Origin of the sequence: Streptomyces sp. NPDC007971 (assembly GCF_042958635.1) — a bacterium.
Taxonomy (GTDB): Bacteria; Actinomycetota; Actinomycetes; order Streptomycetales; family Streptomycetaceae; genus Streptomyces.
Map to the genome: position 1 here is coordinate 1 of NZ_JBIBJK010000060.1, position 5414 is coordinate 5414.

Here is a 5414-nt window from a genome sequence, read left to right on the forward strand (position 1 = left end):
GGATCAGCGGCTTCGCGATCTCCCACAGCCCGTCCGGAACAATCCAACTCCACGTACCCCGCCCCATACCGAGACCAACGACGCCTCACCACATAGGACACGGTCTAATACTCCAGTCAGAAATCGTGTCTTGAGCTGGCTCTTCTCGTTGTCCGGTCGTGGAGGGGATTACCGAAGTCGAGGGTTGGGCCGAGGAGTTGGAGTCGGTCTTCGCGTTGCTGGCGGGCCGGTTTGGTCGGGCGGACCTACGGTGGCGGATGCGGGACTACGTCCGTGGCCTGCTGGCGCCGGTGGGCCGCAAGAACGGCTGGCAACTGGCCGAGTACGCAGGACATCGCGATCCTGCTGGGCTGCAGCATCTGTTGAACGGTGCCCGCTGGGACGCCGATGCCGTTCGGGATGACCTGAGGGAGTACGTCGGTGAACGGCTGGGTCCGGGCGGAGTGCTGATCATCGATGACACCGGATTCATCAAGAAGGGCACCACGTCGGCCGGGGTGTCGAGGCAGTACCGGCACGTCCGGAAAGATCGACAACTGCCAGATCGGAGTCTTCGCGGCCTACGCCACCGGCCATGGCAGAGCCCTGGTCGACCGTGGCTCTACCTGCCCAAGTGCTGGACCAGGGATCGAGAGCGGTGCCGGGAAGCGAAGATCCCCGATGAACGCACCTTCGCGACCCAGGGCGAGCTGGCCAGGGGCTTGGTCCTTCGCTGCATCGCCGCAGGACTGTCCGCTGCCTGGGTGACCGCCGATGAGGCTTACGGACAGGACTGGTCCTTCCGCCGCCTGCTCGAGCAACTCGACGTCGGCTATGTCGTGGCGGTGCCGAAGTCTCAGCAGATCAAGTCCCTGGCCGGCATCTGGCGCATCGACCAGCTCATCGAGGAAGCACCCGACGACGCCTGGCAGCGGCTGTCCTGCGGTGACGGGGCCAAGGGCCCACGTGTCTATGACTGGGCCGCGGCCAAACTGCCCGTCAACATCATCTTCGACCCGGACCCACCCACCCATGACCGCTGGGTGATGGCCCGCCGCAGCCTGTCCGACCCCAGCGAGCTCGCCTACTACCTCGCCTACGCACCCGTCGGCGTCGAGATCGCCGAACTGGCCGGCGTCGCTGGCTCACGCTGGGCTGTCGAGGAGTGCTTCCAGGCCGCGAAGAACCAGTGCGGCCTGGACGAATACGAGGTCCGGCGCTACGTGGGCTGGTATCGGCACATCACCCTGGCGATGCTCGCCCACGCCTTCCTCGCTGTCCTCGCAGCCCGGGCCCAGGACACCGCAAGGGGGGCGGCAGAAACGACACCACCAGCCTCATCCCCCTCACCGTGGCAGAGATCCGGCGCCTATTGGACACTCTCCTGCCCCACCCCAGACCCCACCAGGACCGACGACTCCACACACTGAACTGGTCCCAGTGGCGCAGACACCACCAAGCCATCGCCCGCCGTTGCCACTACCGAAGAAGAACCAGTTCAGGACACGATTTCTGACTGGAGTACTAAGTAGTTGCAGGACTCCGCTCAGGGCAGCCTGTCGAGCGGTCCGAAGCTTGCGGGGCCGCTCGGGAGCGCGTTCGGGGCGAGGGCGGCGCGGGCAGCCCGGCGCGCGCACGTGCCGGGCTGCGGTAGTGCGATTGGGCGCAGTGTCGCGGGTCCCGCGCAAGGCCGGTGAGGACTGCGTGTATTACCTTCGGCTGCGGGTCAGCGGCAGCTCCGGCCTGGTGTCCCTTGCGTGACAGGTGTCCTGACCCGTCGGGCCGTGACTGAAGTGGGCCGGTCAGCGGGTGACGACGGTGTATGCCGGGACGATCTGCGGCTCCGCATCGGCGTGGCCCAGATCGGAGAGGATCGGCTGGAGGATCTTTGCGAAGTTCTCGAGCGCTTCCTGGGACTCCCACACGTCGACGACCCGCCATCCGCCGTCGACCGGCCCGGCCGCGTGGGAGATCAGTCCGGGTGCGGGAATGTCGGCGAGCGAGGTGAACTCGCCCCCGTCGGTGAGGCGGCTGATGCAGGCGTCGTAGAGCTCCTGTCCAACGCCCGGAATGTCGAAGGTGACGATGATGGCCATGTTGTCCCCCCACTGCTCGCGCACTGTGTGCTGCGATCGCTCCGGTCGGCGCGATCCCCTCATGCCTACTCGACCGCTGTCCGCCCGTCGACGGTCTTGCGGGGGCGAGGTGGAGAGAGCCGAGGTGCACCGGAAAGTCCCGCGCCCCTGGTGAGCCGGCTGCCGCCCGGCGCGCGCCGGCCGTTGTGGCGCCTCCTTCTCGCTCGAATGCCTTCAGCACGGGCCGGACCTGCTGGCGGCGTCGCTCATAGGGCGGGGTGGGCGCGAGCCGATGGGTCTGCCGATGGGTCTTGGTGCAGCGATCGGCGCGCTGCTGATCGAACGCGCGTGGGAACTCCCAGCCGCGGGCGCCTCGCTGTGCGAGCGGTGGGCGGCCATCGCCCCGGAGTTGGCCGGGCACGTCGCGGCCATCGGCAAGGCCGTCAGGTTTGGCGGGCGTTGGACGCGAGGCGTTCGGCGAGCGCGATGACGAGGTTGCGCAGTTCATCGGGGCGCTCGATGACGAACGGACGGTCGAGTGAGGCGAGTAGCGGAGGCAACCAGTCGAGCCGTTCCGCCCGTAGCTGGACGCGCAGCCAGCGCTCGGTCTCCCGGTCCTTGTCTGCCGTGGACGCGTGCTCCTCCAGGCTCGCGACGCTGGCGGGAAGGTGGGCGCGGATCTGCTCAACCGTCCCATGGATCCGCAAGGTCACCTCGTGCCGGTACTCAGCCGTGGCGAACCCTGACAACACGCGCTGTGCCGGATCGGGACCCACGGGCGCCTCGAATGAGCCGGGCAGGGTCCGCGCGTCTGCGATGCGATCGAGCCGGAAGGTCCGGTCCGCGCCGATCTCGGGGTCCGTGCCCGTGACGTACCACCGGCCCGCATGGGCGACGATCCCGTACGTGTGCAGCGTGCGTTCGGTGCGCCGTCCCTCGCGGTCGGTGTAGCGGATCGAGACCGGTCGGCGGTGGCGCACCGCATCGGCGATGGTGAGCAGGACCTCGCCGTTCGGGGTGTCGAAATCACCGGCCTCATCCGTGAAGGCGAGAGCTTCCAGGAGTGTGTCGAGCCGGCGGGCGATGTGCTTGGGCAGCACCCGCCGGATCTTGGCCGATGCCGTCTCGCTTGCCGTGTGCTCCGTCGTCGTCAACCCTGCTCGGCGGCTGGCGACCAGGCCGAGCAGCACGGCCAGCGCCTCGTCGTCGCTGAGCATGAGCGGAGGCAAGCGGTACCCGGGGGCGAGTCGGTACCCGCCGTAACGGCCGCGCACCGATTCCACGGGCACGTCAAGGTCGATCAGTTGGTCCACATAGCGCCGCACGGTGCGCCCTTCGACACCGAGCCGGTCGGCGAGCTCGGCCACCGTCCTGGTGCCGCCCGACTGCAGCAGCTCCAGGAGTGTGAGCACGCGGCCGGTGGGTCGAGGCATGCGCACAGCCTAGCGCGAATACAGGACCGATTCTGTCCACTATTTCTTCTAGCCTGCGACGTGCAGCGATTCCATCTGTCAAGGAGATCACCATGAACTTCGTCTCGATCCGCATCATCACCAGCGACGTCGCACGTCTCGTCGAGTTCTACGAGCGAACCACAGGGGTGCAGGCGATGTGGGCCACCGAGGACTTTGCCGAACTCAAGACCGCGGGCGCCACCCTCGCGATCGCCAGCACCCGCACCGTCCCGCTGTTCGCCCCGGGCTCTGCCCGCCCGGCGGACAACCACAGCGTGATCACCGAGTTCCTCGTCGACGACGTGGACCGCATTCACCAGAACCTGACCGGCTTCGTCACCGACTTCGTCAACGAGCCCACCACCATGCCCTGGGGCAACCGGTCGCTGCTGTTCCGCGACCCCGACGGCAACGTCGTCAACTTCTTCACCCCCGTCACCCCGGCAGCCATCGAAAAGTTCGCACGCTGACGCCACCCACAGCCGCTCGCGCGGGAGCCCTGAGGGCCCAGGGCTCCCGGTGAACGCGGCCGCCGAGTCCCGGAGCGCCGTGACAGTCGGTGCCGGACGCGGCGGCAGCAGCCCGGTCACTCAGTGTGGGGGCGTTGCGGCAGAGGTTCATGGGCGGGTTCCGGTGCGGGGGGTGCCACGGTGGTGTGGGGGTGTGGGCTGGTGGGCGGGGACGGAAGTGAATGCTTCCGTCGCTGTCCGTCGGCCTGTTTCGCTCTGTGTTACTGGTCGCTACTGGCTGTTGAGGGGGCTGTTGCTCGTGATGTTCTGGTCGTGGGGGTGGAACTTGTGGCGTCCCTCGGTGGTGGTCGTCTGGGTGGTGGTCGTGGTGGTGGTGCCGTGCCGGGACTTGGTGGTGGTCGTCTCGGTGGACTTGGTGGTTGTGGTGCTGTGGCGGTTCTTGGTGGTTGTTTCGGTCGTGGTGGTGGTGCTGGTGGTGGTGACGCCGTGGCCGTGCGGACCGTGGAACGCTGCCTGGGACGTGGCGTGGGCGGGCGGGGAGGCGGCGAAGGCGCTGGCCGGGACCATGGCGCCGCCTGCTGCCAGGCCGGTCGTGGCCACCAGCAGTGCCAGACGCCGCTGGCGGGAGGTGCCGGGGGTGGGGACGGTCGCGGACATGGGAGGTATTCCTTCGCAGGGGGGTGTCGGCCGGGGGCCGGTGGGGGTGGCCGTCCTGTGTGGCGGCCCGTGTATCCAGTAGGCCTGCCGCTTGCCCGGCCCGTCATGACACTCGATGTCGGGGCTTGACGGTTCGCGCCTTCCGGTTACGGGCGTATGCCGGGAGCCTGCCGGTGCGGTGCGGTGCGGTGCGGTGCGGTGCGGTGCGGGCGGGCGGCGCGGGCGCTGCTCGGGGGCGGTCCGTCGGTGTCGGCGTCGGCTTGTGGTGGGTCGTTGCCGAAGGGGTCCCGGGAGGTCCTGAGGGGGCGAGGTGTTCCAGGACCGCTGCAGAGCGCGAACCTGCCGTGGTTTGAAGCCTCACCGCCAAGGGGAACCGAGCAGGCTCACCTCGACGAACACGTCCGATGGGCTGGCTCACCTGTGGGCCCAGATGAGGATGGCGGCGAGGTGGAGTGCGGCCTGGGAAGCGATGGCGAGCTTGTCCGTGCGTAAGGCCAGACCGCGTCACTGCTTGCCGGTTGATACATCGCTGTGGAGTACCGGTGTTCTTCCAGTCAGCGGTGCCGTCGGGAGCGTAGACGATGCGCTCGGGCTTCTTCCCCCTCGGCACCGGGTAGGTGACCAGACCAGCTGCGCATCGACCTTGATGCTCGGCGGGGCGAGGTGCTGATAGGGCTCTGGTCCGAGGGTGTACACCAGGTTGTGTGAGTGGCGGTTGATTGCTCCTGTCTAGTCTGGTTCCTGCTCTGAACAGAAAGTGACGCACAGTGATATCGAGG

5 protein-coding genes are annotated in these 5414 nt (G+C 68.0%); 2 read left to right on the forward strand and 3 right to left on the reverse strand.

All coding sequences use genetic code 11. The features are described from left to right. Nucleotides 1-158 precede the first annotated feature (158 nt). Nucleotides 159-1409 carry an IS701 family transposase gene (locus ACFZCP_RS45670; RefSeq protein ID WP_391443149.1) on the forward strand — a complete coding sequence of 417 codons (1251 nt, stop codon included), beginning with the start codon at nucleotides 159-161 and terminating at the stop codon, nucleotides 1407-1409. Nucleotides 1410-1781: 372 nt separating this feature from the next. Here the strand turns inward: ACFZCP_RS45670 and ACFZCP_RS45675 are convergent, their stop codons facing one another. Both ACFZCP_RS45675 and ACFZCP_RS45680 read right to left on the reverse strand, forming a co-directional pair. Further along, entirely contained in the window at nucleotides 1782-2075 is a 294-nt protein-coding gene (locus tag ACFZCP_RS45675) for a hypothetical protein (protein ID WP_391443152.1), read from the reverse strand. Nucleotides 2076-2497: 422 nt separating this feature from the next. Further along, entirely contained in the window at nucleotides 2498-3487 is a 990-nt protein-coding gene (locus ACFZCP_RS45680; RefSeq protein ID WP_391443154.1) for a WYL domain-containing protein, read from the reverse strand. Nucleotides 3488-3579: 92 nt separating this feature from the next. Here ACFZCP_RS45680 and ACFZCP_RS45685 point away from each other — a divergent pair, with 92 nt between their 5' ends. Beyond that, nucleotides 3580-3978, forward strand: a complete 399-nt coding sequence (locus ACFZCP_RS45685) for a VOC family protein (RefSeq protein ID WP_391443159.1) — start codon at nucleotides 3580-3582, stop codon at nucleotides 3976-3978. A gap of 270 nt (nucleotides 3979-4248) precedes the next feature. On the opposite strand, the gene ACFZCP_RS45690 is transcribed toward ACFZCP_RS45685, so the two are convergent. Further along, nucleotides 4249-4635: a hypothetical protein gene (locus ACFZCP_RS45690; protein WP_391443161.1), complete on the reverse strand. Its 387-nt coding sequence runs from the start codon at nucleotides 4633-4635 to the stop codon at nucleotides 4249-4251. Nucleotides 4636-5414 lie beyond the last annotated feature (779 nt).

Coding starts and splice junctions, on each gene's coding strand:
- ACFZCP_RS45675 (WP_391443152.1), bottom strand. CDS start 2,075: ATGGCCATCATCGTCACCTTCGACATTCCGGGCGTTGGACAGGAGCTC.
- ACFZCP_RS45680 (WP_391443154.1), bottom strand. CDS start 3,487: ATGCCTCGACCCACCGGCCGCGTGCTCACACTCCTGGAGCTGCTGCAG.
- ACFZCP_RS45685 (WP_391443159.1), top strand. CDS start 3,580: ATGAACTTCGTCTCGATCCGCATCATCACCAGCGACGTCGCACGTCTC.
- ACFZCP_RS45690 (WP_391443161.1), bottom strand. CDS start 4,635: ATGTCCGCGACCGTCCCCACCCCCGGCACCTCCCGCCAGCGGCGTCTG.